This is a genomic window from Microbacterium sp. 4R-513 (assembly GCF_011046485.1).
GTDB lineage: Bacteria > Actinomycetota > Actinomycetes > Actinomycetales > Microbacteriaceae > Microbacterium.
Genome location: NZ_CP049256.1, coordinates 792,556 through 816,376 on the forward strand (window position 1 = coordinate 792,556; position 23,821 = coordinate 816,376).

The 23,821-nt window shown below is 70.0% G+C and carries 24 protein-coding genes and 2 pseudogenes; 10 read left to right on the top strand and 16 right to left on the bottom strand.

Annotated features, from left to right (window positions below):
- Window positions 1-25: 25 nt before the first annotated feature.
- The 4 genes and pseudogenes from G5T42_RS03415 to G5T42_RS03430 all read left to right on the top strand — a co-directional run bounded on the left by G5T42_RS03415 (window position 26) and on the right by G5T42_RS03430 (window position 4,235).
- Window positions 26-841 carry a carbohydrate ABC transporter permease gene (locus G5T42_RS03415; RefSeq protein WP_241246030.1) on the top strand — a complete coding sequence of 272 codons (816 nt, stop codon included), beginning with the start codon at window positions 26-28 and terminating at the stop codon, window positions 839-841.
- A complete protein-coding gene (locus G5T42_RS03420) occupies window positions 838-3,138 on the top strand; it encodes a glycoside hydrolase family 3 N-terminal domain-containing protein (RefSeq protein WP_165125441.1) in 2,301 nt (766 codons plus the stop codon). Before G5T42_RS03415 ends, G5T42_RS03420 begins: the two co-directional genes overlap by 4 nt.
- Window positions 3,139-3,201: 63 nt before the next feature.
- A pseudogene (locus tag G5T42_RS03425) lies at window positions 3,202-3,849 on the top strand (NAD(P)-binding domain-containing protein); the annotation flags it as partial.
- 20 nt (window positions 3,850-3,869) lie between these two features.
- A complete protein-coding gene (locus tag G5T42_RS03430) occupies window positions 3,870-4,235 on the top strand; it encodes a hypothetical protein (protein WP_165125447.1) in 366 nt (121 codons plus the stop codon).
- Between the two features lie 7 nt (window positions 4,236-4,242).
- On the opposite strand, the gene G5T42_RS03435 is transcribed toward G5T42_RS03430, so the two are convergent.
- Together G5T42_RS03435 and G5T42_RS03440 are read right to left on the bottom strand one after the other, a co-directional pair.
- On the bottom strand, window positions 4,243-4,557 hold the full coding sequence (locus tag G5T42_RS03435; RefSeq protein WP_165125450.1) for an ATP-dependent DNA ligase: 315 nt from the start codon (window positions 4,555-4,557) through the stop codon (window positions 4,243-4,245).
- A gap of 85 nt (window positions 4,558-4,642) precedes the next feature.
- Window positions 4,643-5,224, bottom strand: a complete 582-nt coding sequence (locus G5T42_RS03440) for a TetR/AcrR family transcriptional regulator (RefSeq protein WP_277601765.1) — start codon at window positions 5,222-5,224, stop codon at window positions 4,643-4,645.
- A 52-nt stretch (window positions 5,225-5,276) separates the two neighbouring features.
- On the opposite strand from G5T42_RS03440, the gene G5T42_RS03445 reads away from it, so the two are divergent.
- On the top strand, window positions 5,277-6,335 hold the full coding sequence (locus G5T42_RS03445) for an SDR family NAD(P)-dependent oxidoreductase (RefSeq protein ID WP_241245939.1): 1,059 nt from the start codon (window positions 5,277-5,279) through the stop codon (window positions 6,333-6,335).
- Window positions 6,336-6,446: 111 nt separating this feature from the next.
- Here the strand turns inward: G5T42_RS03445 and G5T42_RS03450 are convergent, their stop codons facing one another.
- From G5T42_RS03450 to G5T42_RS03510, 13 genes are all read right to left on the bottom strand, one after another.
- A complete protein-coding gene (locus tag G5T42_RS03450) occupies window positions 6,447-8,006 on the bottom strand; it encodes an SLC13 family permease (RefSeq protein WP_165125456.1) in 1,560 nt (519 codons plus the stop codon).
- 56 nt (window positions 8,007-8,062) lie between these two features.
- Window positions 8,063-8,413, bottom strand: a complete 351-nt coding sequence (locus G5T42_RS03455) for a PRC-barrel domain containing protein (RefSeq protein WP_206535702.1) — start codon at window positions 8,411-8,413, stop codon at window positions 8,063-8,065.
- Window positions 8,400-8,816 (bottom strand): hypothetical protein, encoded by a 417-nt coding sequence (locus tag G5T42_RS03460; protein WP_165125459.1) that lies wholly within the window; start codon window positions 8,814-8,816, stop codon window positions 8,400-8,402. The genes G5T42_RS03455 and G5T42_RS03460 overlap by 14 nt, the downstream gene beginning before the upstream one ends.
- Window positions 8,813-10,042 carry a divalent metal cation transporter gene (locus G5T42_RS03465; protein ID WP_165125462.1) on the bottom strand — a complete coding sequence of 410 codons (1,230 nt, stop codon included), beginning with the start codon at window positions 10,040-10,042 and terminating at the stop codon, window positions 8,813-8,815. The genes G5T42_RS03460 and G5T42_RS03465 overlap by 4 nt, the downstream gene beginning before the upstream one ends.
- The gene (locus G5T42_RS03470) at window positions 10,039-10,476 is read right to left on the bottom strand and encodes a hypothetical protein (protein WP_165125465.1); all 438 of its coding nucleotides are present in this window, start codon (window positions 10,474-10,476) and stop codon (window positions 10,039-10,041) included. Before G5T42_RS03470 ends, G5T42_RS03465 begins: the two co-directional genes overlap by 4 nt.
- Window position 10,477: 1 nt before the next feature.
- Complete coding sequence (locus tag G5T42_RS03475; RefSeq protein WP_165125469.1) at window positions 10,478-11,359, bottom strand: SDR family oxidoreductase; 882 nt, start codon at window positions 11,357-11,359, stop codon at window positions 10,478-10,480.
- A 159-nt stretch (window positions 11,360-11,518) separates the two neighbouring features.
- A complete protein-coding gene (locus tag G5T42_RS03480) occupies window positions 11,519-13,045 on the bottom strand; it encodes an FAD-dependent oxidoreductase (RefSeq protein ID WP_241245940.1) in 1,527 nt (508 codons plus the stop codon).
- Between the two features lie 14 nt (window positions 13,046-13,059).
- Window positions 13,060-13,365: a hypothetical protein gene (locus tag G5T42_RS03485; protein ID WP_165125472.1), complete on the bottom strand. Its 306-nt coding sequence runs from the start codon at window positions 13,363-13,365 to the stop codon at window positions 13,060-13,062.
- A gap of 497 nt (window positions 13,366-13,862) precedes the next feature.
- On the bottom strand, window positions 13,863-14,126 hold the full coding sequence (locus G5T42_RS03490; protein ID WP_165125475.1) for a hypothetical protein: 264 nt from the start codon (window positions 14,124-14,126) through the stop codon (window positions 13,863-13,865).
- The gene (locus G5T42_RS03495) at window positions 14,113-14,448 is read right to left on the bottom strand and encodes an ATP-dependent DNA ligase (RefSeq protein ID WP_165125478.1); all 336 of its coding nucleotides are present in this window, start codon (window positions 14,446-14,448) and stop codon (window positions 14,113-14,115) included. Before G5T42_RS03495 ends, G5T42_RS03490 begins: the two co-directional genes overlap by 14 nt.
- Before the next feature lie 208 nt (window positions 14,449-14,656).
- Window positions 14,657-16,318 carry an alpha-amylase family protein gene (locus tag G5T42_RS03500; protein ID WP_165125481.1) on the bottom strand — a complete coding sequence of 554 codons (1,662 nt, stop codon included), beginning with the start codon at window positions 16,316-16,318 and terminating at the stop codon, window positions 14,657-14,659.
- A complete protein-coding gene (locus G5T42_RS03505; protein ID WP_165125484.1) occupies window positions 16,315-17,310 on the bottom strand; it encodes a TIGR03885 family FMN-dependent LLM class oxidoreductase in 996 nt (331 codons plus the stop codon). The genes G5T42_RS03500 and G5T42_RS03505 overlap by 4 nt, the downstream gene beginning before the upstream one ends.
- Window positions 17,285-17,959: a DUF6766 family protein gene (locus G5T42_RS03510; protein WP_165125488.1), complete on the bottom strand. Its 675-nt coding sequence runs from the start codon at window positions 17,957-17,959 to the stop codon at window positions 17,285-17,287. Before G5T42_RS03510 ends, G5T42_RS03505 begins: the two co-directional genes overlap by 26 nt.
- 505 nt (window positions 17,960-18,464) lie before the next feature.
- On the opposite strand from G5T42_RS03510, the gene G5T42_RS03515 reads away from it, so the two are divergent.
- The 5 genes from G5T42_RS03515 to G5T42_RS03535 all read left to right on the top strand — a co-directional run bounded on the left by G5T42_RS03515 (window position 18,465) and on the right by G5T42_RS03535 (window position 22,046).
- On the top strand, window positions 18,465-19,169 hold the full coding sequence (locus G5T42_RS03515) for a hypothetical protein (protein ID WP_165125491.1): 705 nt from the start codon (window positions 18,465-18,467) through the stop codon (window positions 19,167-19,169).
- The gene (locus G5T42_RS03520; RefSeq protein ID WP_165125494.1) at window positions 19,166-19,633 is read left to right on the top strand and encodes a phage holin family protein; all 468 of its coding nucleotides are present in this window, start codon (window positions 19,166-19,168) and stop codon (window positions 19,631-19,633) included. The genes G5T42_RS03515 and G5T42_RS03520 overlap by 4 nt, the downstream gene beginning before the upstream one ends.
- Window positions 19,630-20,241: a DUF3618 domain-containing protein gene (locus G5T42_RS03525; protein WP_165125497.1), complete on the top strand. Its 612-nt coding sequence runs from the start codon at window positions 19,630-19,632 to the stop codon at window positions 20,239-20,241. Before G5T42_RS03520 ends, G5T42_RS03525 begins: the two co-directional genes overlap by 4 nt.
- A gap of 200 nt (window positions 20,242-20,441) precedes the next feature.
- Window positions 20,442-20,975, top strand: a complete 534-nt coding sequence (locus tag G5T42_RS03530; RefSeq protein ID WP_241246031.1) for an SRPBCC family protein — start codon at window positions 20,442-20,444, stop codon at window positions 20,973-20,975.
- Window positions 20,976-21,047: 72 nt separating this feature from the next.
- Window positions 21,048-22,046 (top strand): glycosyltransferase, encoded by a 999-nt coding sequence (locus tag G5T42_RS03535; RefSeq protein ID WP_165125503.1) that lies wholly within the window; start codon window positions 21,048-21,050, stop codon window positions 22,044-22,046.
- A 63-nt stretch (window positions 22,047-22,109) separates the two neighbouring features.
- On the opposite strand, the pseudogene G5T42_RS03540 reads toward G5T42_RS03535, so the two are convergent.
- Window positions 22,110-23,780: pseudogene (locus G5T42_RS03540) on the bottom strand (alpha-glucosidase); the annotation flags it as partial.
- Between the last annotated feature and the right edge of the window lie 41 nt (window positions 23,781-23,821).

The window sequence follows — 23,821 nt, forward strand, 5'->3', positions numbered from 1 at the left end:
GCTGCCGCCGCCCCGACGCCAGCGCATGCGGCGCGCCACCCCCGCGGTGTGGTTCGTCGCCCTCGTCGTGATCGCTCTGATGCTCGGGCCCGTCCTGTACATCATCCTCGGCGGGTTCCGCACGAATTCCCAGATCACGACCGACCCCGGCGGCCTGCCCGATCCGTGGGTCTTCACGAACTACATCGATGTGCTGACCGGCGGAGTCTTCTGGCAGCTCGTGCTCAACTCCACGATCGTTGGCATCGCCACGACGGTCGGGGTCATCGTGCTCGGCCTCATGGCGAGCTACGTCCTCGCGCGCTACCGGTTCAAGGGTCGGGGCGCGATGTACGCCCTGTTCGCGGCGGGGCTCATGTTCCCGATCACGGTCGCGATCACGCCGCTCTACATCGTCGTGCGCGACATCGGGCTGATCAACTCCCTCGGCGGCGTCATCCTTCCCCAGATCGCATTCGCGCTCCCGACGACGATCATCATCCTGGTGCCGTTCCTCCGCGCGATCCCCGACGAGATCGAGGAGGCCGCGTTCATCGACGGCTGCAGCCGGCTCGGCTTCTTCTGGCGGATGGTGCTTCCCCTTGCGGTCCCGGGAGTCATCACGGTCGGCATCCTGGCCTTCATCGGCAGCTGGAACAGCTACCTGCTGCCGCTGTTCCTCCTCAACGACAGCGCCAACTTCACGCTGCCCCTGGGCGTTCAGCAGTTCTCGTCCCAGTACTCGGTCGACACCGCCAAGGTGCTCGCCTTCACGTCTCTCTCGATGATCCCCGCCCTGGCGTTCTTCAGCCTGTTCGAGCGTCGCATCGTCGGCGGTCTGACAGGAGCGGTCAAGGGATGAGCGACGTCGGTCTCCCACCCGTCTCGGAGCGGGTGCGGTCTCTTCACGCGCGCATGACTCTCGACGAGAAGCTCGCGCAGCTCGTCGGCTACTGGGTCGACCAGGGCGACGAGCTCGTGGCGCCGATGGCGGGCGAGATGGCGACTTCGACGAAGTACGAGGATGCCTCGGCCCACGGCATCGGCCACCTCACGCGGGTCTACGGCACGAGGCCGGTCGACCCCGTCGAGCGGGCGGCCTGGCTCTGGAACGAGCAGCGGCGACTGCGCGAGCAGACCCGTCTGGGCATCCCGGCCATCGTCCACGAGGAATGCCTCACGGGGCTCGCGGCGTGGAAGGCCGCGACCTTCCCGACTCCCCTGGCGTGGGGGGCCTCGTTCGACCCCGACCTCGTCGACGAGATGGGTCGCCTCATCGGCGACTCGATGCGGCAGCTCGGCATCCATCAGGGGCTCGCTCCCGTGCTCGACGTCATCCGTGATCCCCGCTGGGGCCGCGTCGACGAGTGCATCGCCGAGGATCCCTACGTCGTGGGCACGATCGGCACGGCGTACGTGCGGGGACTGCAGGATGCCGGCATCCACGCCACGCTGAAGCACTTCGTTGGGTACTCGACGTCGCAGGCCGGACGCAACCACGCTCCCGTCCACGCAGGACCCCGCGAACTCGCCGACGTGCTCCTCCCGCCCTTCGAGATGGCAGTGCGGGACGGCGGCGTGCGGTCGGTCATGAACTCGTACTCCGAGATCGACGGCGTGCCCGTCGCCGCGTCGGAGGAGCTCCTCACCGATCTCCTGCGCGAGCGGTGGGGCTTCGACGGAGTCGTGGTGTCGGACTACTTCTCGGTGGCCTTCCTTCACACGATGCACGCGGTCGCCGAGGATCTCGGTGAAGCCGCCGCGCTCGCCCTCGCCGCAGGGATCGACGTCGAGCTGCCGACAGGCGACGCCTTCGCGCAGCCGCTCGCCCGCGCGGTGCGGGACGGGCTTGTCGACGAGGAGCTCATCGACCGCGCGGTCCTCCGCGTGCTGGCCGAGAAGGAGGAGCTGGGGCTGCTCGACGAGACCTTCGACGAGCCGCCCGCCGAGATCGACCTGGACACCCCGGCGCACCGTGACGTCGCACGTCGTCTCGCGGAGGAGTCGCTCGTGCTGCTCTCGAACGACGGACTGCTCCCGCTCGATCGGCAGGCGCCGACTCGCCTCGCGCTCCTCGGCCCGAACGCCGACTCGGCAGAGGCCCTGATGGGCTGCTATTCGTTCGTCAACCACGTCCTGGCGCACCACCCCGAGGTGCCGCTCGGACTGGAGCTGCCCAGCCTGGCCGACGCGCTCCGGGTCGAGTTCGCCGATGCCGCGATCGACGTCGTCGCCGGCTGCGATGTGACCGGCCACGACGCGAGCGGCATCCCGGATGCCGTCGTGGCGGCGCGAGAAGCGGATGTCGCGGTCGTCGTCGTCGGCGACCGCGCGGGCCTCTTCGGCCGCGGCACGGTCGGCGAGGGCAACGATGTCGACGACCTCGAGCTGCCCGGCATCCAGCGCCGGCTCGTCGAGGAGGTCGTCGCCACCGGCGTCCCGACGATCGTCGTCGTGCTCTCCGGCCGCCCCTACGCGATCGGCTGGGCGATCAGCGGCCCGGCCACGCCGTCCGCCGTCGTGCAGGCCTTCTTCCCCGGCGAGGAGGGCGGGCCCGCCATCGCGGCCCTCCTGTCAGGCCGCGCGGCGCCGTCCGGTCGACTGCCCGTCTCGCTCCCGCGCTCGGCGGGCGCGCAGCCGTACACGTACCTGCACCCGATCCTGGGCGGCCCGTCCGAGGTGACGAGCGCCGACAGCACGCCCGCACTGCCATTCGGTTACGGCCTCACCTACACGACGTTCGAGCACTCCCGCCTGACGGCTCCCGAGGAGTCCGCGACGAACGCAGAATTCACCGTGAGCGTCGACGTCGTCAACACCGGCGGACGAGCCGGCGTCGACGTGGTGCAGCTCTACGCACGCGACCTCTACGCGAGCGTGACGCGTCCCGTGGCGCAGCTCGTGGGCTACGCACGAGTGCCGCTCGAAGCGGGTCAGCGCGCCGTCGTCGAGTTCCAGGTGCCCTCCGCCCGGCTCGCGTTCGCGGATCGACGCGGGGTGCGGATCGTCGAGCCGGGAGACGTGCAGCTGTGGGTGGGCGGCTCGTGCGAGGAGCAGGAGACTTCCGCGTCGATGCGCCTCACGGGGCCGGTCCACGAGGTGACGGCCGCTGACGGGCGAACTGTGTCGGTGGACGTGACGGCGCCGGTGGATGCCTGAACCGACGGGCGCCCTCGGCCCACGTCATCCGGGGAAACACGGAATAGCCTCCGGCATGACGCGTTCCACCTCGGCATGACCACAGTGGGAATCATCGGAGCAGGACACATCGGATCGGCACTCGCCCGGGGCCTCGTCGCCCGCGGCTACGACGTCGTCATCGCCAACTCGCGCGGGCCCGAGACGCTCTCGGCGCTCGTCGGCGAGCTGGGCGAGAAGGCACGGGCGGCGACGGCGGAGGATGCTGCGGCCGCCGCGGACTTCGCGGTCGTCACGGTGCCGCTCAAGGCGTACAAGGATGTTCCGGTCGCCCCGCTCGCGGGCAAGATCGTCCTCGACACGAACAACTACTACTGGGAGCGCGACGGACGCATCGCCGAGCTCGACGAGAAGCGGGCGACGGTCAGCGGCCTCCTGCAGGACCACCTCCCTGAGTCCAAGATCGTCAAGGCGTTCAACCACATCCCCGCCGCCGACATCAACACCGACGGATCCCCCGCGGGCACCGCCGGGCGCCGAGCCCTGGCGACCTCGAGCGACGCGCCCGAGGCCAGCGCGCTCGTCACCTCTCTGTACGACGAGTTCGGCTTCGACGCCGTCGACGTCGGACCGCTTTCGGAGAGCTGGCGCGTCGAGCGGGACCAGCCGGCGTACGTCGTGCGTCAGGACCGCGACGAGCTCATCGAGAATCTGTCGCTGGCGGAACGCTGACCCAGGGTTAGTGTGTGCGTATGGGGACCATCTATTACGGCGGATCGGCCACCCCGATCCACATCGAAGATCGCGCACTCGCGCATCTGAAGGTCGTCATCGCGACGAAGCTCCGCCGCGGTGAGAGCTTCACGGTCTCCTGGACGCACCCCGACGATCAGCCTCGGGGGCGCAGCACCATCTGGCTGCACCCCTCGATCCCGCTCCGGTTCGTCTTCGACGAGCCGGAGTCTCCGTCCCTCAGCCGGGAGTGGATCGAGGACCTCGCGAACTCCGCGAACTCGTCGGGCGGGATCTCGCTCGTCGCCGAGAACGTCGAGACCGACGGCGAGCCCGTCCCCGACATCTCCCCGCAGGCCGTCGAGCTCGTCGACGACCGCGACTGACGGAGCCTCAGCCCTCTTCGCCCGTGCTCTCTTCGGGCTCGGGAACGATCTGGAGTCCGCTGGGTCCGCTCGCGGACTGCATGAGCTCCTCGATCCAGAGTCGGTTGATCCGCGGATTGCGACTTCCGAAGAAGTGGAACTGCAGCGGCACGGAGGGGTGGATCCAGAAGCTCCTCCGGCCGCTGCCGTCGCCGATCTCGACGTCGAACATGAATGCCTCGGATCGCCGAAGCTTGTTCATCACCACGATGCGCAGATGCGCGAGCGTCCGGTCGTCGATGTCGACCGAGTTCGCCATCGTGTCGTAAATGAACCTCCCCATGCGCTGCTCCTTCTTCCCCGTCGCTCGACACGTTAGCGCCTGAATCGGTTCGGTCGGTAGCGACGCCGCGGGCGAGGAAGCGACGTCAGACCGATGAGGCTACCGGCCGGAACGCGTTCTGCAGAATCCGGCGCGCGCGGGCCGCGGCATCCGTCCGGTTCTCGGGGGCGCTGCGCGAGATCGCGAAGGCCAGCATCTCGGTCGCCACGAGCACGTCGTCGATGTCGATATCTGATGCCTCGCCTGCCGCTTCGCGCTGGCGCCCGACGAGCGTCGCCACGACGTCGCGATATCGCGTGCCGAGCTGAAGGACCCGCGGATCCTCGAAGCGCGCGGACAGCAGCTCGATGAACGCCGTCGAGACGACCGCCTGATCGGCGACGAGATCGAGGAGGTCCTCGATCGTGTGCTCGGCGTCAGCGGCGAAGGCTTCGAGCTCGGCGATGTTCTCCTCGAAGACGGCCAGAGCCAGCGCCGTGCGGTCGGGGAAGTGACGGTAGAGGCTCCCCTGCCCGACTCCCGCCCGCTTCGCGACCTGGCTGAACGGGGCGCTCAGGCCCGCCTCTGCGTACACCTCACGGGCGGCGGCGATTAGAGCACGCCGGTTCTCGGGGCCCGCGGCGGGTCCACGATTGCTCCGCTGAGGTGATCCCGCACTGTTCGGCACGGGTATAACCTATTACCGGACAATGATGTCCGGTACAGAAAGGACCCGAACCGTGCCCCACACCACCCCCCTCACCGAGGATTCCGCCATCGCGGACTGGCTCGCGAACCCCGCGGGCAGCGCCATCTTGACCGACATGCTCGCCCAGGGCGGCCAGAGTCCCGAGGTCTTCAAGCCCATTCAGAGCCTCGCCATCAAGCGCCTCGTAGCGATGAGCCGCGGCGCCTTCACGCAGGACATGCTCGACGATCTCGTCCGTCGCGTCGCGCAGGCGGAGCCTGGTCCGGCCGACGCGGGGGCCGGGGCCGAGGCCGAGGCCGATGACACCCCCGCGCGCCCGCAGCCCCGCGCATGGACCGAGCGCATCGACATCGGCCGGTTCAGCGGCAGGACCGTCATCGTGACCGGCGCCGGCTCGGGCATCGGCCGTGCGACCGCGTCCCGCATCGCGCGGGAGGGTGGCCGCGTCATCGCCGTAGACGTCAGTCAGGAGCGCCTCGACGACTTCGTCGCGCAGCACGACGGCTCGGAGGTCGTCCCGCTGACGGCCGACATCACCGACGACGCCGGAGTCGCGAGCATCATCGCGGCGGCCGGCGACACGATCGACGGGCTCGCGAACATCGCCGGGATTATGGACGACATGACCCCGGTCGGCGAGCTGAGCGACGCGGTCTGGGAGCGCGTCCTGCGCGTGAACGTGACCGGCACCATGAAGCTCATGCGGGCAGTCATCCCCGCGATGCTCGCGCAGGGCGGGGGCTCGATCGTCAACACGGCGTCGGAGGCGGCGCTCCGCGGCTCGGCGGCCGGTGCCGCGTACACGGCGTCCAAGCACGCGGTCGTGGGCCTCACCAAGTCGAGCGCCTTCATGTACGGACCGAGTGGGATCCGCGTCAACGCCGTGGCCCCGGGCGCGACGATCACGAACATCGAGGCTTCGTTCGGCTCGCCGCTCGGCGCCGACCGCGTGCAGACGGCCATGGCGGTCATGCCCGCACCGGCCGAGGCGGAGGCGCTCGCGGCATCCATCACCTTCCTCCTGAGCGACGACGGCGTGAACGTCAACGGCGTCACTCTCGCCAGCGACGGAGGCTGGTCCGCCGCCTGACCCCGGCGTGACCCCGGCGTGCCCCTGGGGCGCTCGGGCGATCTCGCGAGCCGGCGCGGTGCGGAGTGATCCGCCTCGCCGGCCCGCGGAGTCGCCAGCTGCCGCCCGGGATCAGAAGGGCCAGATAAGGGGCACGTAGAAGACGCCCATCAGCAGGAAGAAGATGCCGAGGGGCAACCCGAGCTTCCAGTAGTCGCCGAAGCGGTAGCCCGCGGGCTCCATGACCATGAGGTTCGCGGGAGTCGCGACCGGCGTGAGGAATGCCGCGGCCGCGACGACCGCGAGCGCCATGAGGAACGGCTGCACCGAGACGCCCATCGTCGCCGCCACCGACACGGCGATCGGGGCGAGGATGAGCACGGTCGCGGAGTTGCTGATGAGCTGACCGAGCACGAGCGTCAGCACGCACAGGACGAGGAGGGCGACGGTCGGGCCGGCACCGCCGATCGCGCCGAGCAGCCCGTTCGCGACGAGGTCGGCGGCGCCGGTCTTCGAGAAGGCGGTGGACAGCGGGATCATGCCGGCGATGAGGACGATCGTCGTCCACGAGATCGAGCGGTACGCCTGCGCCGGCTTCACGACGCGCAGCAGCACGAGCGCGCACGCGGCGAGGAGGGCGGCGACCGCGGGCGGCACGACTCCCGTCGCGAGCAGGAGCACCATCACCGCGACGACGACCATCGTGCGACGGGCGCCCTTGCCGAGGGGCACGCCGCGGCGCAGCTGCTGCGGCGGATGAACCGCGAGCACCCCCGTACCGTCGGCCTGCCGCGCGAGGTCGTCCCAGCGTCCCTGCATGAGCAGCGCGTCACCGGCCTGGACGGTGGCATCGCCCTTGAGGACCTCGTCGCCACGGCGCGCCGCGAGCACGACGAGGTCGCCGGACGGGGTCGCCATGCCCGGGTAGATCTTCTTCCCGATGAGGGGTGAGCGCGGAGCGACGACGATCTCGGTGACCCCGTTGGTCGGCCCGAGCAGCGTCGACGTCTCGAGGCTCAGCGAGTACTGCTGCCGGAGCAGCCGCGCGTGGCGTGCGAGGTCGAGCGGCATCTCGGCGGGCGTGCGGTCGGGCAGGAGCCGGTGCGCGAAGACCGTGAGGTAGATCACGGTGCCCGCGACGAGCGGAATCCCCGCGAGCGCGAACTCGAAGTAGCCGAAGGGCCGCCCGCCGCTCTCCGCGGCGATCTCCGAGACGATGATGTTGACGGGCGTCCCCGTGAGCAGCAGCATCGAGCCCGCGCTCGCCGCGAAGGCCAGCGGGAGCAGCAGCTGCGACGGCGCGATGCCGGCCCGCGCCGCCACCACGACCACGAGCGGCAGCAGCGCGGCGACCGCGCCGTTCACACTGATGAGCGCCGAGACGACAGCGACCAGCAGCCCGATGACGAGGATCAGTCGGCGCCGCCCCGTGCCGGCACGCGCGATCACCTTCTGCCCCGCCCATGCCGTGATCCCCGTCGCGTCGAGCGCCTCGCTCACGACGAACAGTCCCGCGATGAAGAGGATCGTCGGATCGCCGAACCCTGCGAGCGCCTCCGGAAGCGTCAGCACGCCGGTGAAGAAGAGGGCGAGCGAGACCCCGAGCGCGACGATCTCCAGCGGCACTCGATTGCTGACGAATGCGACGACCGCGAGCACGAGGATGGCGAGAGTCGCGACGACGGGGTCCACGCGGCCAGCGTAGCCAGGAGGGGGCCGGCTGCCGCGGCATCCGCTCTTCTCGGCGGTCAGCCGTCTTCGATGGGCACGCGGATGTCGAGCGGGATGACGGGGGCCTTGATGCCGAGCCGCACCCTGCCATCCTCCACCGACGCGACGCACTCCCACGGGATGATGCGCGTGCCTCTGTGCATCCGCCGGATGATCGCGGCGACGACGGCGGGGCCGCTGACCCGTCCGCGCTCGTAGCCGTAGTACGACATGCGGCTGCGCGGGCTCACGATGAGCGCGATGAGCTCGAGCTCGCCCTCACGGCTGCGGCGCGCGGGCCCGCGCCGGAACCGCACGTCGACGACGGTGCCGAGCGACGTGCCGTCGGGCTCGTGCACCCGCGAACCCAGAAGATCACTCAGGAGCATGGCGGCCTCCCGGGATGCGGGCGACGATCCGGTCGCGCGCGAACTGCTCGGTCCACGTGGCATCGAGGTCATCGGCGTGCACGCGCAGGTCGATCGCGGTGTGGACCTTCGCGACGACGTCCCACGGGATCCGGTTCCACTGCGACCGCGGGATGCGCCCGCCGAAGATCCGGGGGAGCACAGCAGCCCCCACGAGGAGGGCTGCGACGACGGGCGGATGCTCCGGCTCGGTGCTGTCGCCGATCTCGATGCCCGAGAGCTCGACGTCGTCGACGGTGCTCACCGGGACGCGGTCGGTGTCGAGCATCTGGCGGTCGAGCAGATGCAGCCGGGCATCGACGCCCCGGCCGTCGGGGTCGCGGTACCACTCGAGGGGATGCCTCGGATCGTTTCTGCGTGTCATGAGCCCATCCCCGAGACGATGAGGAGCGGGATCGCCGCGATCGCGGCGATCAGGATGATGACGAGGAACACGACGCCCAGCGCATTGCGGACCCGCCCGTTGACGGCGTCGCCCATGTAGTCGGGGTCGTTCGCGACGACGAGGATCGGGAAGTAGGTGAGCGGCAGCGCGACCGCTGAGAAGACGACTGAGAGCTCGGTGACGGCGATCGGATCCACCCCGGTGAGCAGGATGCCGCCGCCGATGAGCAGGCAGATGATCATCGCGAGATGGAACCGGGCGGCCTGGGCCGGGCGGCGGAACTTGCCCCAGCTCCATCCGAAGAACTGCGCCAGCGTGTAGCCGCTCGAAAGGGTCGTCTCGAGGGCCGCGCCGAAGGTGGCGGCGAGGATGCCGACGATGACGAAGGCGAGCGCGAGCTGCCCGCCCGCCTGCGAGACCGGCAGCACGATCTGCGAGAGCGTCTCGACCTCGATCGCCTGGGGCAGCAGCACGACCGCCGCGGAGGCCGCGATCGCGATCGACAGGATGCCGCCGAGCGGGAAGCCGATGAAGACGTTCGCTCGCTCGGTGCCGAGGTCCTTCGTGGTCCACCCCTCCTCGACGGCGCCCGACGAGAAGAAGAACACCTCGTACGGCGTCATGGCGGCGCCGAAGAGGGCGACGGCGAAGTACCAGTACGACAGGGGGCTCTCGGAGCCGAGCGTCCAGGGCTGTAGGGCACTCGAGGCGAGGCTCCCCCAGTCGGGCTTCAAGAGGAAGAGGGCGACGACGAACACGATGAGCGACAGGCCGAGCAGGCCCGCGACGTTCTCCATGATCGAGAACTTGACGCGCCACAGGACGATCCAGACGCCGAACAGCGCGACCGGGATCCACATGCCCGGGCCGACCCCCGCGGCGAGCTGCAGCGCGAGCGCGATGCCGCCGATCTCGGCGGTGAGGGTGAGGAGGTTGATGAGGAACGAGGCGGAGAGGTTCGCCAGGCCCGCCCGGGGCCCGAGCCGCTCGCGGATGATCTCGAACGTCGCGCGTCCGCTCACCGCCGCGACCCGGCCGGACATGTCGGCGTAGAGGCAGATGCCGGCGACCCCGATGAGAACGACCCAGACGAGACTGAGGCCGTACCGCGCCCCGACGACGGCGTTGGTGACGAGGTCTCCGATGTCGACGAAGCCCCCGATGGCGGTCAGGATGCCGAGGGCGACCGCGAAGATGCGCTTCACGACCCGCCTCCCTGCTTCTCCAGATCCTCCAGCCGATCTGCGGCGGCATCGAGCCGCGCCTCGCCGTCGTCCTTGCCCGCGGACGCCGCGTGCATGGCGTCGAGCGCGTCGTCCGTCGCCTTCAGGAGCTCGTCGCGGTACGCCGCATCCGTCGCGTCCGCCGGAGCGTGGAGCCCCGCCTCGCGCGCCACGTCGGCGATCTTCTGCTCCATGTCGCCGAGCAGCGCGTGCGTCGTCGTCGAGAACATGCGGCCGTCGTCGCGGAGCCCCGTGCCGAGCTGCGCCGAGCGGGTCGCGCTGAGCGCGTCCGCTGTGAGCGAGACGAGCGCCGGGTCGGGCGACGGCGTGGGCGCGCAGGCCGAGAGCGCGATGACGATCGCCGCGCAGACGGCGACGAGGCCTTGCGACCGGCTGGACGAGCGCCGGCCGCTCATGTCAGAGGCCTTTGCCGCCCGTGACCGGGAGCACGGCCCCCGACACGTATGAGGCGGCCTCCGACGCGAGGTAGACATAGGCACCCGCCAGCTCGGCCGGCTGGCCGGCGCGCCCCAGCGGAGTGTCTTTGCCGAACTCTTCGACCTTGCTCTGGTCCCAGCCGGTCGCCGGGATGAGCGGTGTCCAGATCGGACCGGGCGCCACCGCGTTCACGCGGATGCCCTTCGGGCCGAGCTCCTGGGCGAGGGCCTTCACGAAGGCCACCTGCGCCGCCTTCGTCATCGCGTAGTCGATGAGGGCGGGTGACGGATTGAACGCCTGGATCGACGAGGTCACGATGATCGACGCCCCCGGCTGCAGATGCGGCACGGCCGCCCGCGCCGAGAAGATCAGCCCGTAGAGATTCGTGCGGAAGACCCGGTCGAACTCCTCCGTCTCGAGGGCCTCGATGCTCTCGCGGTCCTTCTGATACGCGGCGTTGAGGACGAGGATGTCGAGTCCCCCGAGCTGCGCGACCGTGTCGGTCACGATCGCCGTGGCGAAACGCTCCTCCCGGATGTCGCCCGCGAAGCTCACGCCCCGCGTTCCCGCCTCGGCGACCATTCGCACCGTCTCATCGCCGTCGTCGATCTCTTCGGGAAGGTGTGCGATGGCGACATCCGCGCCCTCCCGCGCGAATGCGATCGCGACGGCGCGTCCGATGCCCGAGTCGCCGCCCGTGATGAGGGCGCGCCGGCCCTGGAGCCGCCCGGAACCCTCGTACGAGTCCTCGCCATGGTCGGGCGTCGGCTCCACGTCCTCGGTCTTGCCGGGCTGATCCTGGGCCTGCGGGGGGAACCCGTCGGGGTGCTTCTCGCGCGGGTCGTTCGGCGGGTCGCTCATGCCGTCTCCTTGCCTCGCGGCGGCCCGGGGCGGGGCCCGCCGATCGAGACGCTAGTCGCGGGCGGCATACGCGCCTAACGGGTTGACAAGGCGCGCGGGGTCGGGCAGGAATTGGCCATGCCCGGCGCCCCGCGCCGGCCGAGCGCTGAGGCGCCGCCGCTACTCCGCGCTGCCCAGATCGTTCACGGCCGGCCCCTCGAGCAGCCTGCCGTCCGCCGCGAAACGCGAGCCGTGCAACGGGCAGTCCCAGGTCTGCTCGGCGTCGTTCCACGAGACGATCCCGCCGAGGTGGGTGCAGACGGCGGACAGACGGCAGGTGACGCCCACCACCGTCGACTCCGCGACGGGCGTGACGCCGGCTCGGACGACGCGTCCCTCCCCCTCCGCCGGCGGCGCGTCGGGCGCACCGGAGAGCCCGGCGCGCGCCCAGCCGCCCACCAGATGACCGGCGACCTCCGCATTCGCGCCCACCGCCTCGCCGGCGCTGGACAGGCTCACATGGGACATGCGGAGCCGCTCGGACCACTCCGGCTCATCGCCCGTGATCTGGCCCGTGATGGCGATCGCCGCGGCGGCCGCGTTGGTCATGCCCCACTTGTTGTAGCCCGTCGCGGCGTAGATCCGGCCGCCGCCCCGTGGGAGGGGGCCGGCGAACGGGACGTGCGTGACCATGCGGTAGTCCTGCGCGGCCCACCACGTCTCACGCACAGCGCCGGGGAAGTGCGTCTCCACCCACGCGTCGAGTTCTGCCCGGATGGACCGGACGCTCTCGGCGCGCCCTGTCACGAAACCCCCGCCGCCCACGACGAGGAGCTCGGCCCCGGGCCCGGTCGGCGCACCGCGCAGCGAGCGGGCCTCCGGATCTACCGACAGATACATCCCCCGCGGCGGCCGACGGTCGCCCGGGAGCCGGTACGCCGCCGCAAGGGAACGCGAGGGGACGAGCTTGGCGAAGAAGAGCCCCCGGTCGAGGATCGGCGTGCCCGTGGCGAGCACGACGAGCCGAGCGGCGACGTCGCCGGCGGTCGAGCGCACGTGCACGCCGTCCTCCGCGACGTTGACACCCGTCACTCGGGCACCCTCGACGACCCGGCCGCCGAGACGGCGAAGCTCGCCGGCGAGGCGGCCGAGCAGCCGCACGGCGTGCAGCTGCGACTGGTCCGCGAGGCGGATCGCGCTGGTGACGGGGAACGGCAGGTCCAGGTCCGCGCGGGGGCCTTCCACCTCCACGGGCGCGCCAGCCGCGGTCATCGCCTCGGCCTCGCGCCGGACGGCGTCGTCGCCCTCGGGTGTCGTGGCGAAGGTCGCGGCCGTCCGGGTCTGGATGACGGCGGCATCGCCCCCGATGACGTCACGCACCCAGTCCTGGCCGGCGCGATTGCCCGCCAGGTAGGCGCGGGCGACCTCGTCGCCGGCGTGCGACCGGATGCCGGCGAAGACTGATCCCTGAAGGAGGCTGAGCTTTCCCGTCGTGTTGCCGGTCGTCACCGCGCCGACCGTCCGCGCCTCGAGCACGACGGTGCGCCGGCCGCGCCGTGCCAGCATGACCGCCGTCGCGAGCCCGGTGAGTCCCGCACCGACCACGACGACGTCAGCGCGATCGCTGATCGCGTCGCTCGATATGGCAGCCGCGGTGCGCTGCCAGAGCGACGCGGGAGGGTCGGCCGCGAAGGGCGGGGACGGCACCGGTGACGCTGCGATCAATGCGGCGAGAGCCGCGGTGCGAAGTGGGGGATGTCGACGGGACGTCTGGCCCGGTGCGCGGGCGTCGGCGCCAGCTCGGCCGCCGCTGCCTCGAGCACCTCGGTCAGACACGTGAACCGCGCCCACCCGAGCCGGCCGTGAAGCCACACGACCTCGAGGAACTCTTCGCTCTGCTCCACGTAGGCCATGACGCTAGCAGGGTCGTCCTCCTGCACATTCCGATCGCACAGCCGCCAGGCGCCTTCGCCGAGAGGCACCAGCTCGAGCTGGTGGACGGGTCCGTCCGGCATGAACGTCGTCATGGCCTTCGCACCTCTTCCTGCGCCGGCAGGGAACTTGCCGGCTCGGCCACGCTGCCGTCCATCACTCGTGCCGATCCGCGGGAACCTGGTACGACCGGACCGGGACGTAGCCACGTCCCTGCGGCCGCAGGCGGGTGTCGTAGTCGTCTGCGGACCAGGCTCCACCACGACCCGGGATCTGCCCCGCGTCGACCGTCGCTTCCCCTCGATGCCGTTCGCGAGTCTTCGCCTTGCCCATCTCGTCACCTCGCTGAGTAGCTCGCCGACGCTCCATTGCCCAGGGCGTCGCGCTCTGTCTCTCGAGAGTGCGCCTGTGAGAGGACTCTCACGAGGGGCTTGACATCCGCCGCACCTCGTCACCACCGATAGACCACCCGAGCGGCCGCTCGACCCTCGCGCGAAAGGGAGAGCCGGGGCGCGAAAAAGTCAGCCGGGATGCGAATCTCTGACGCGGAATCCGCAACGTGACCGGAGCCCCCTCGGCAGCACGAGCGGCCTCACGGCGTGATCTGCGTCTGGACCTCCCACGAGCCCATCTCCTTCTCGGGGGCGCTCACGCCCTCGGGGATCGGGATCAGGGAGATGCTCGTCGCGGGCGTGATGAGCAGGAGCGCGTCTCGCCGATCGCCTTCCCCCTCGTTCACCTTCAGCCAATGCGGCCCGCCTGCCACCCCCTCGGCGATCTCTTGCTGCAGGTCTTCAAGCTCCACCCCGCCCACGCTGTACGTGTGCCCGTCGTAGACGACGTCAATCCGTTTCATCCGCGGCTCCCTGGCTGTCGGGGTATTCGGCCGGCTCGGGCACGACGTAGAGCCCGGCGGGCGAGTTCGCGGTGTAGGCGAGCGCGTCGACCCACGCCCGATTGAGCGAGGGCCGGCGACTGCCGTAGAACTTGTAGACGAGCGAGCAGCGCGGGTGGATCCAGACCGTCGTCCGGCCGTCGCCCGTGCTGGGGTCGTCGCGCCAGCTGAAGTGGAAGGCCTCGCCGCGTCGGAGCTTCGTGCCGATCACGAGCTGCAGGTGGGCGAGCGTCCGGTCCTCGAAATCGACTTTGACGATGCCCTCGTAAACGAACTTTCCCATCGCGCTCCTTCACCGGACCCACAGAGGGTCCGTTCGGCTCCGTCGATCCCAAGTTCTCGAGCGGGCACGCGAGCCACGACGTGCTGCTCTCACGCTGTCGTCCTGTCGCGGGCGGGCAAATACTTTGACGGGGCTCGGTGCTTACGGTACGCCGGTCGACCCCCGCACCGCAGGTCCCGACGTGAGCGAGGGAGACCTCCTCGGGGCTTCAGACGATCGCTCCGCCGGGCGGTGTGATCTGCAGCCAGAGGAAGCCGTACGGATCGAGGTGGACGTCCGTCGCCCGCTCGGCCTGCAGCGGGATCTCACGCGGGTGGAGGAGGTCGGTGAGCACCTCTCCCCCGATGTCGGCGGCCGACGGCAGCGAAACCGTCGCCGGCTCCGCGGTGAGGTTGTGCAGCGCCAGCATCCCTCCCTCGTGGTCCGTGCGGAGGATGTGGGCGAAGACGCCGGGAGTGTCATGCTCCACGAGCTCGACATCCCCCCATCCGATCTCGGGCGTCGTGCGGTAGCGGGCGATGAGGGCGCGGATGAAGTGGAACAGCGACCCCTCATCCATCTGCTGGTTTCGCACGTTCACGTACTCGGGGCCGAAACCCCCGGTCGTCAGCGATCCAGGAAGCTGCGAAGGCCGCGCGGGCGAGAAGCCGCCGTTCCGCTCGGGGGTCCACTGCATGGGCGAGCGGACGGCGGAGCGGCCGGGCAGCTCCGGGTTCTCGCCCATCCCGATCTCCTCGCCGTAATACAGCACCGGCACTCCCGGGAGGGAGAACAGGAGGCTGTACGCGAGGCGCAGACGACGGGGGTCGCCGTTGAGCATGGGAGCCAGTCGTCTCAGGATGCCTCGGCCGTAGATCCGCTGGTAGGGCTCCGGAGCGAGGGCGTCGAACACCTCTTCGCGCTCCTCGTCCGTGAGGAGCTGCAGGGTGAGCTCATCGTGGTTGCGCAGGAAGTTGCCCCACGCGACGGGCTCCGACGTCTTCGGGCGCGACCGCAGCGCGTCGGCGATCGGCGTCGCATCGCCCCGGACGGAGGCGAGGTAGACGGCATCCATGAGGGTGAAGTCGAACTGCGCATCGAGCTCACCGCCGTCCTGTCCGCCGAAGTACTCCAGCTGCTCGGGATGCGGCAGCGCCACCTCGCCGAGCAGCATGGCCTCGCTCGAGCGGCGTCGGACGAACCGCTTGAGATCGCGGATGAACTCGTGCGGATCGGCGGCATCGGGCGATCCCGGCGCGGCGAGGAGGAATGGCACGGCATCGATGCGGAACCCGGCGACGCCCAGGGTCAGCCAGTACGCGACGATCTTCGCGATCTCCTCGCGGACGGCCGAATTCGTGAGATTGAGGTCGGGCTGGTGCCGGTAGAACGAGTGCATGTAGTACTGCTCGGTCTTCGGCTCCCACTCCCAGATGCTCTGCTCCTCGCCCGGGAAGACCATGTTCTTCTGGTTGCGGGTGGGTCGGTCCCGCCAGATGTAGTAGTCGCGGAACTTCGAGTTCCGGGAGCGTCTCGCCTGCACGAACCAGGGGTGCTTGTCGGACGTGTGGTTGACGACGAGGTCGACGATGACGCGGATGCCCCGGCTCCGTGCGGTGCGGATGAACTCGGCCGCATCGCCCAGCGTGCCGAGCCGCGGGTCGACGCCGTAGAAGTCCGAGATGTCGTAGCCGTCGTCGCGGTCCGGCGTCGGGTAGAACGGCATGAGCCATATGCACGTGACACCGAGCTGCTCGAGGTATCCGAGGGACTCGGTGAGTCCGGTGAAATCGCCGACGCCGTCGCCGTTGCCGTCGCGGAAGGTCTCGACGTCGAGGCAGTAGAAGACAGCGTTCCGCCACCAGAGGTCGCCCACGTCGGCGATCCTCATGCGACCGCCTCCCGGAGCGCCGGCAGCAGCTCGTCCCGCGCCCGCGCGAGGAACGCCGACTGGTCGAGGCCGACGTGGTGCAGATACATCTCGTCGAAGCCCGAAGCCGCGACCTCCGCGAGCCGCTCGGCCATCGCGCGCGGGTCGGTGTCGATGAGCACGGCCGAGTGGAGAGCCTTCTCGTCGCCCGGATCGGCGAGCCGGTCGAAGTCCTCGGGCTGCTCCAGGTCCCACATGACCTCGCCGGGGACGGTGCCCTGTCGCCACTGCTCCGCGGCGACGCCCAGCCCTTCATCGAGGCTCGGCGCGAGGCAGACGTGCACCTGCACCGCGATCGCGCCGGTGCCCCCGGCATCCCGATACGCCTCCGCCACCTCCCGAAGCCCGGCCGGATCGTGCCCGACGGTCACGAGACCGTCTGCCCAGCCGGCCGCCCATGCCGCCGTCGCCGGTCCCACCGCGGTGGCCTTCAGGGGCGGGGGCTCGGCGGGACGCGTCCACACCCGGGCGTCATGCACCCGCACGGCTCCGTCGTGGTCGACGCGCTCACCGACGAGGAGCCGTCGGATGACGTCGACCGACTCGCGGAGGCGCTGCTCGCGATCGGCCTTCGCCGGCCACGCGTCGCCCGTGATGTGCTCGTTGACCGCCTCGCCGCTGCCGAGCGCTGCCCAGTAGCGGCCGGGGAACATCTCCTCAAGCGTCGCGACGCCCTGGGCCACGATCGCCGGGTGGTAGCGCTGACCCGGCGCCACGACCATGCCGATGGGGAAGGAGGTCGTCGCGAGCGCGGCACCGATCCAACTCCACGAGAGTCCCGACTGCCCCTGCGCGAGGCCCCACGGGGCGAAGTGGTCCGAGCTCATCGCAGCATCGAAGCCGGCCGCCTCCGCTTCGCGGACGAGGCTCAGGAGCCGTGACGGCGTGAACTGCTCGTGTGACGCATGGAATCCGATCCTCACCTGATCACTCCGCCGCCATCGAGCCCGCATGGTGGGGCGCGCCGACCTCTTTGGACTCGCTCGAGCCGCGCTGCCGCAGGTAGATCGAGAAGGCGACCATGCACCCGACGGCGAGGAATTCGGACTGCCAGTTCTGCAGCGTGCGGTTCCAGAAGTCGGGCGAGACGACATAGTCGCCCCACGTCATGGCCGGAAGACCGTGCTCCGCCTGCTCCTCGTTGGCGACGACGGTGCCGGCGACCGACTGGCCGAGCCACGAGAGCAGGAAGATCACACCCATCACGAGCAGGAGTGAATTGGCGTAGAGCCAGCCTCGGAAGCCGCCCACCTTCGCCCACGTCGGCGAATCGGCGACGGCGTACTGCCCGACGTACTGCTCTTCATCGCTCTCGACGCCCTGCTCACCGGGCTTCTTCGACTCGGGCGATCCCTTCTGCACGAGCCAGATCGTCGCGGCGATGAAGAGGAAGAACTGCAGGAACTCCGACTGCCAGTTCTCCGCGACGTCGACGACGAAGTCCGACGACGTCACGAACTGCAGGAACGCGACGGGCGCCTCACCGTGCATCGTGAGCTGCTCGTTCTGGTCGAACCACCCGGCGATGGACTGGCCGATGATCGCGGCGACGAAGATCGCGAGGAAGAACAGGCTCAGAGCGTTGTTGCGCAGGAACTTCACCGCTCACCTGCCCATGAGGGGGATCGCTTCGAAGTACGTGAGCCCGAACGCGATGATCGCCATCCAGGTCCAGAACACGGCGCGCCTCCCGACGCGCTCCGGGCGTGTCTCCGGCATCGGCATCCTCCTCGCGCCATCGAACCCCACGCTATGCGGAGCGGGTGCGGGCAGTGAGGGGGTTGACGCGGCGCGCGAGGACATGGCATCGGAACGGGGGGTCGAGGCGCCAGCCCAACCGCGGGCGGGTTATGCCACACCCTTCGGCATCACGCAAGCCCCGCGAATCTCGGGGGAGCGCCAACTAGGACTGTAGGCAACCGGCCCGCTGTGGCCGCAGATTCGGAAGGGAGTCGCGATGTCGGACACTCGTGACACGCTGCCAACAGGTGGAGATGAATTCTCCGCCGGAACCTCGCCGACCATCTATTCCACGACTCCAGACGGGTCGACCGTCCCAGGAGGGACCGGGACGACGACACCCTCCTCAGGCAGCGGGGCGGGCGGAGTGGAGACTGCCAAGCAGGAGGCTTCGAACGTCGCCGGCACGGCGAAGGACGAGGCCAAGCACGTCGCACGCACCGCCAAGGAAGAGGCCAAGGAGGTCGGGCGCGAAGCGCGCACTCAGGTCTCCCGCCTCTACGACGAGACCCGCATGGAGCTCAGCGACCAGGCGGCCCAGCGCCAGGACAAGCTCGCCCAGGGGCTGCGCTCCGCGAGCGACGAGCTTCACAGCATGGCCTCCTCGAGCACCGATGGCGGGGTCGCGACCGATCTCGTCCGTCAGGCCGCCCAGCGCCTCAACGGCGCCGCATCCTGGCTCGGCGACCGCAACCCGAGCGATGTTCTCGACGAGGTCAAGCGCTACGCGCGCCGCCGCCCCGTCGTGTTCCTCGGCGCCGCCGCCCTCGCGGGCGTGCTCGTCGGTCGCCTCACCCGGTCGCTCGCGGCCGGTGAGCCCGACTCGGGCGGGAACTACTCCTCGGGTCGTCAGCTGACCGGGTCGACCGGCTACGTGCCCGGTGACACGGGCACCGCCTACGGCTACGGAACCTCGACCACGAGCGCGTACGGAGACACCCCCGTCTACGATGCGTCCGCGGGACGGCTCGGCACCGAGACCGGCGAGGGCACGGGGTACGGCACGGGCAGCGTCACCGACGCGTCCGACGACCCCAATGACCCGCTGTATCGCTCCGGGGAGCAGGTATGACCGACCAGACACCAGCTGCGCGAAGGGTGGAGCCTTCGCCGGCCGCCCCGCTCGACGACTCGACGCCTTCGGAACGGCAGGCGGCGAACACGTCGCTGGGCGAGCTCGTCAGCCAGGTCACCGGCGACATGTCGACCCTGATGCGCAAGGAGCTCGAACTCGCCAAGGCGGAGCTTCGCGAATCCGCGAAGACGACCGCCAAGGCGGGCGCGATGCTCGGCGCGGCGGGCTACGCCGGCCACATGACGATCCTTTTCCTCTCGATCACCCTCTGGTGGGCGCTCGGGTACCTGATCGGAAACGGATGGTCCGCTCTCATCGTGGCCGTGCTGTGGGGGATCGTCGCTGCGATCCTCTTCGCCGTCGGCCGCAGCAACATGAAGAAGGTTCAAGGAGCGCCTCAGACGGTGGAAACCCTGAAGGAGATCCCCGAGACGCTGAAGAGGAATGAGGAGAACCGATGAGCAACCAGTCACCGGAAGAGATCCGGGCCGACATCGAGGCGACTCGTCGCGAGCTCGGCCAGGACGTCGACGCGCTCGCCGACAAGGTCACGCCGTCGAAGATCGTCGATCGCCAGAAGAACAAGATCCGCGGCGCGTTCACGAACGTGCGCGAGAGCGTTATGGGCGCGGCCGATGACGTCGGGTCCTCGGTCCACGACGCGGGCGAGTCCGCCGCGTCCGGCGTCCAGCACGCGGGACAGACGATCGCCCGCAAGGCGAAGGGCAACCCCCTCGCCGCGGGACTCGTCGCCTTCGGCGCGGGACTGCTCGTGGCATCCCTCATCCCCGCCTCGGACAAGGAGCGCGAGCTCGCGGCGAAGGTCGAGGAGAAGGCGCAGCCCCTCGTCGACCAGGCGAAGGACGTCGCGCGAGAGGTCGGCGAGAACCTCAAGGAGCCCGCACGGGAGGCGGTCGACTCGGTGAAGACGACGGCGCAGGACGCCGCTCAGAACGTCGCCGGCGAGGCCAAGGCGAGCGGCCAGGCCGTCGCCGACCAGACGAAGGACTCGGTCGAGGCCACGAAGAACGAGGTCACCTCGGACTCCTCGACCGGCTCGAGCTACTAGCCGCCGTCGTCCCCGCCCGGACGGGCGGGCCGCTGGGTCGGAGACGACCGACAGCCGGCCCGTCCCGATCGGGCGGGGACGCCTGCTTTCGGCGTGCGAACGTCGACGCGCCGGGAGCAGGACGGACGAGCCGAGCAGCAGGACCCAACGAAAGGAAAGACAACGTGCAGATCGTTGAGACCATCGACGTCGACGTCCCCGTGACGACGGCCTACAACCAGTGGACCCAGTTCGAGAGCTTCCCCCACTTCCTGGACGAGGTGGAGTCGATCACCCAGCTCGACGAGACCCACAACCACTGGAAGGTGAAGATCGGCGGGTTCGAGCGCGAGTTCGACACCGAGATCACCGAGCAGCACCCCGACGAGCGCGTCGCCTGGAAGAGCGTCGGCGGCGACACGGCGCACGCCGGCGTCGTGACCTTCCACCGGCTGGACGAGAGCCAGACCCGCGTGACGGTGCAGATCGACTGGGAGCCCGGCGACCTTCTCGAGAAGGCCGGCGCCCTCGTGCACGCGCCGCAGCACGCCGTCAAGAAGGACCTCCGCAACTTCAAGGAGTTCATCGAGGGCCGCGGCGGCGAGACAGGCTCCTGGCGCGGCGACGTCGACGCCGGAACCGGTGCCGTGAGCGATTCCGATGCCGGTTCCACCGGCACGGCGGCCTACGGCGGAACAACGGGAACGACCGTCAGCGGCCTCCCGGGCGCGGGCGGAGAGCCTCTGCGCGGATGACGTGACGGGCCGGCGCTCCGCGAAAGCGTGGAGCGCCGGCCCCGTCCCGATCAGCGGATTGAAGGACGCAGCATGAAGGTTCTCGTCTGGCATGTGCACGGCGGCTACACCGATGCGCTCGTACGCGGTGACCACGACTACCTGCTCCCGGTCGATGACGCTCGGGATGCCTGGGGCCTCGGTGCAGACGGCCGCGACTGGCCCCGCACGACCGAGATCGACCACGCCGACCTGCGCGACGCCGAGATCGACGTCGTCGTGCTGCAGCGTCCCGAGGAGATCGAGCTGGCTGAGCGGCTCACCGGGCGGCGCCCCGGCCACGACCTCCCGGCGGTGTACCTCGAGCACAATGCCCCGCACCCCCACCCCACAGCCAGCGTCCATCCCCTCGCCGACCAGACGCGCATCCCGATCGTCCACGTCACGCACTTCAACGACGTCTTCTGGGACAACGGCAGGGCCCGCACCCTCGTCATCGAGCACGGTCTCCCCGATCCCGGCGAGCTCTACACGGGCGACATCCCGGCGATCGGCGTCGTCATCAACGAACCGGTGCGACGGTGGCGGACGACGGGCACGGACCTGCTCCCCGACTTCGGCCGGCTCGCCCGCGTGGATGTGTTCGGCATCGACGGCGACCGCCTCGCCGACCGTCTCGGCCCCGATTCCGGGGTCGCGTGGGCGGGGAACCTCGATCCCGCCGGCCTGCGGCGCGAGCTCGCTCGGCGCCGCCTCTATCTGCACCCCTTCCGCTGGACCTCGCTCGGGCTGTCGCTCATCGAGGCGATGCTCATGGGGATGCCGGTCGTGGCGCTCGCCGCGACCGAGGCCCTCCACGCCGTGCCGCCGGGTCTCGGAGCCGTCTCCACCAATGTGAACGCCCTCAAGCACGCGGCGATCGGCTACCTCGTCGACGAGGACCACGCGCGCGAGGCGGGCCGCCGCATCCGTCGCCACGCGCTGCGGCGCTTCAGCCATGCGACCTTCCTCTCGCGCTGGGATGCCGCGCTGGGGGAGGTGACCGCGGACCAGCCGCGCACGCGTGCGGGAGTGGCCTTCCCCGTCAGCTGACGCGCGCGACGATCGCCTCCCACGGCCGCAGCGCCATGGCGCTCCCCCGGCCACGCTGCTGTCGGGGTAATTTCCGAGCACCAGCTCGGCGTGCGACAGGTCGACACCGAGCTCGACCTCGCGAGCGTCGCCCCCGAAGTTCGCGACGACGACGAGCCGCTCACCTCCGAGCGTTCGTGTGAAGGCATAGATGTGTGGGTCGTCCGGCACGAGCAGCGCGAACTCCCCGAACCGCACGACGGCCTCGTCGTGCCGGAGCGCGATGAGCCTGCGGTAGTGGTGGAAGACGGATGCCTCGTCCCCCCGCTCGTTCTCGGCGTTGATGTCGACGTGGTTCGCATTGACGTCGATCCACGGCGTCCCCGTGGTGAAGCCGGCGTGGGTCGAGGCATCCCATTGCACGGGCGTCCGTGCGTTGTCGCGGCTGCCGTTCGCGAGTCCACGGAGCAGGTCGTGGTCGCTCGCGGGCCCCAGGGCGCGGGCCTCTGCGACCCAGCGCAGCGACTCGATGTCGCGGTACTGGTCGAGCGAGGTGAAGTGCGCGTTCGTCATCCCGAGCTCTTCCCCCTGGTACACGTACGGCGTGCCCCGGTGGAGGTGCAGGACGGTCGCGAGGAGTGTTGCCGACTCCCGCCGATAGCGGCCGTCGTCGCCGTAGCGCGAGACGACGCGCGGCTGGTCGTGGTTCTCCCAGTAGAGGGAGTTCCACCCGGCTGTCTGGAGGCCCGTCTGCCACCGGGCCATGGTGGCCTTGAGCTGGCGCAGGTCGAGGGGCTGCAGGTCGAAGCGGCCGGCGGCGCCGTGGTCCAGGTGCACATGCTCGAACGTGAAGACCATGTCGAGCTCGTGCCGGTCGGGGTCGGTGAAGAGCTTCCCGTCTTCGACCGTGGCCCCCGGTGTCTCGCCGACCAGGAGGAGGCCATCGCGGCGGTCGGCGAAGACCTCGCGGTTCATCTCCTGCAGGAACTCGTGCAGGCGCGGGCCGTTCATCGTGCTGTGGCTCGGATCGCCGTACGGACCGATCGTCACGAGACCGTCGGCGAGCGAGCCGTCGTCGCCGACGCGTTTGGAGATCATGTTGATCACGTCCATGCGGAAGCCGTCGATCCCGCGGTCGAGCCACCATCGCATCATGGCGTAGACGGCCTGGCGCACCTCCGGGTTCTCCCAGTTCAGATCGGGCTGCTTCGTGCTGAAGAGGTGCAGGTAGTACTCACCCGTGGCCTCGTCGTAGGCCCACGCCGGTCCGGAGAAGATCGAGCCCCAGTTGGTCGGCTCGGCACCGGGCGATCCGGGCTCGAGGCCGGCACGAGCGGGACGCCACCAGTACCAGTCGCGCTTGGGGTTGTCTTTCGACGACCGCGACTCCACGAACCAGGGATGCTCGTCGCTCGTGTGGTTCACCACGAGATCCATCACGACCCGGATGCCGCGCTCGTGCAGCGCCGCGACGACCTCGTCGAGATCTTCGAGCGTTCCGAAGAGCGGATCGACGTCCTGGTAGTCGCTGATGTCGTAGCCGTTGTCGTCCTGCGGGCTGCGGTAGATGGGCGAGAACCACACGACGTCGACTCCGAGCGCGACGAGGTGGTCGATGCGGTCGAGCACGCCGCGGAGGTCGCCGATCCCGTCGCCGTTGGAGTCCTGGAACGAGCGGGGGTAGATCTGGTAGACGACCGCTCCTGTCCACCAGGGCGCGGTCGCCGGGTCGAGGAGCGGATTGGCCGGGCTCATGTCACTCTTCTCCCATTTCCGCGGCGCTATCGGCGCCGCCT

Coding starts and splice junctions, on each gene's coding strand:
- G5T42_RS03500 (WP_165125481.1), bottom strand. CDS start 16,318: ATGAGGATCGCCGACGTGGGCGACCTCTGGTGGCGGAACGCTGTCTTC.
- G5T42_RS03485 (WP_165125472.1), bottom strand. CDS start 13,365: ATGACGACGTTCATGCCGGACGGACCCGTCCACCAGCTCGAGCTGGTG.
- G5T42_RS03505 (WP_165125484.1), bottom strand. CDS start 17,310: ATGCGGGCTCGATGGCGGCGGAGTGATCAGGTGAGGATCGGATTCCAT.
- G5T42_RS03455 (WP_206535702.1), bottom strand. CDS start 8,413: ATGCTCCTGAGTGATCTTCTGGGTTCGCGGGTGCACGAGCCCGACGGC.
- G5T42_RS03435 (WP_165125450.1), bottom strand. CDS start 4,557: ATGGGGAGGTTCATTTACGACACGATGGCGAACTCGGTCGACATCGAC.
- G5T42_RS03415 (WP_241246030.1), top strand. CDS start 26: ATGCGGCGCGCCACCCCCGCGGTGTGGTTCGTCGCCCTCGTCGTGATC.
- G5T42_RS03460 (WP_165125459.1), bottom strand. CDS start 8,816: ATGACACGCAGAAACGATCCGAGGCATCCCCTCGAGTGGTACCGCGAC.
- G5T42_RS03490 (WP_165125475.1), bottom strand. CDS start 14,126: ATGAAACGGATTGACGTCGTCTACGACGGGCACACGTACAGCGTGGGC.
- G5T42_RS03520 (WP_165125494.1), top strand. CDS start 19,166: ATGACCGACCAGACACCAGCTGCGCGAAGGGTGGAGCCTTCGCCGGCC.
- G5T42_RS03475 (WP_165125469.1), bottom strand. CDS start 11,359: ATGAGCGACCCGCCGAACGACCCGCGCGAGAAGCACCCCGACGGGTTC.
- G5T42_RS03525 (WP_165125497.1), top strand. CDS start 19,630: ATGAGCAACCAGTCACCGGAAGAGATCCGGGCCGACATCGAGGCGACT.
- G5T42_RS03535 (WP_165125503.1), top strand. CDS start 21,048: ATGAAGGTTCTCGTCTGGCATGTGCACGGCGGCTACACCGATGCGCTC.
- G5T42_RS03470 (WP_165125465.1), bottom strand. CDS start 10,476: ATGAGCGGCCGGCGCTCGTCCAGCCGGTCGCAAGGCCTCGTCGCCGTC.
- G5T42_RS03430 (WP_165125447.1), top strand. CDS start 3,870: ATGGGGACCATCTATTACGGCGGATCGGCCACCCCGATCCACATCGAA.
- G5T42_RS03420 (WP_165125441.1), top strand. CDS start 838: ATGAGCGACGTCGGTCTCCCACCCGTCTCGGAGCGGGTGCGGTCTCTT.
- G5T42_RS03495 (WP_165125478.1), bottom strand. CDS start 14,448: ATGGGAAAGTTCGTTTACGAGGGCATCGTCAAAGTCGATTTCGAGGAC.